A 1,032-nucleotide genomic window follows, 5' to 3' on the forward strand; every position below is an offset into this window, starting at 1 on the left:
GAGGACTGGAGCGGCGCGACGAGGGCGTCACCGGAACCGTGTCCTCGCCACGCTCGGGGGGCAGCACCGGCATGCGAATCATCGCCGTCTGCAGGTCGCGCTCGGCGGGGGGCGGCGTGGGCACGGAGGCGCGCAGGCCGTCCTGGGTGCGGGGAGCGCGGGCGCGGGATGCATCCTCCGTCGCGGCGCGAGGCGTGGGCGCTTCGGACGGGGCCACCGTGCGCAGGCCGTCCTGCGTCCGGGACGAGCGAGACCGTGCATCCGCGGCGGGAAGCGTCTCCGACGTGCGAGTCACGCGTGCCCGATGCGAATCATCCGCGGCGGGAAGCGTCTCCGACGTGCGAGTCACGCGTGCCCGATGCGAATCATCCGCGGCGGGAAGCGTCTCCGACGTGCGAGTCACGCGGGCTCGATGCGCATCATCCGCGGCGGGAAGCGTCTCCGACGTGCGAGTCACGCGGGCTCGAGGTGCATCATCACCGGCTGGAGAAGACTCGGGCGCACGAGGAGCACGTGCGCGAGGCGCGTCCTCGCCAGCGGAGGCAGGCTCGGGCGCACGAGCAGCACGCACCCGATGCGCGTCCTCCGCGGCAGGGACCGTATCCGGCGTGCGAATTGGCCGGGCGCGGGAATCCTCGGGCGCTGGCGGAGCGGGTGGCTCCGGGGAACGCACCCCGCGGACCTGGGTCTGTTCCCGCGCGGTGGCCTGGGCATCCGCCGCCGAGGCCCGCGAGCCCTGACGCGCGGAGGCCTCACCCGGCGCGGGTGCAGAAGCGCCCGAGTCCCGGCCTGTGCCCGGCAACTGCGTGCGGACCGTGTGCTCCGGTGGGTGGACCGGCATCCCCGGCTGGGTGCGCACGTGCTGCCGCTCGGACGGAGGGGACGTCATGGCCTCGGCGGGAGGCGGCGGCGGAGGGCGTGCGTCGTCGGCGGGAGCGCGCGAGGCCAGCCGCTTGACGGGAGGCGCCTGGAGCACGGCCTTGCGAACGGTGCCGACGTCAGGGGACGCGGCGGGAGCGCCCGGGGTGGGAC

At 75.4% G+C, this 1,032-nt stretch carries 1 pseudogene; it reads right to left on the reverse strand.

Features of this window, described 5'->3' with window-relative positions:
- Positions 1-457 (reverse strand): annotated as a pseudogene (locus G4D87_RS39845) (serine/threonine protein kinase); the annotation flags it as partial.
- Positions 458-1,032: the final 575 nt, after the last annotated feature.

The sequence above is a fragment of the Myxococcus vastator genome (assembly GCF_010894475.1).
GTDB lineage: Bacteria > Myxococcota > Myxococcia > Myxococcales > Myxococcaceae > Myxococcus > Myxococcus vastator.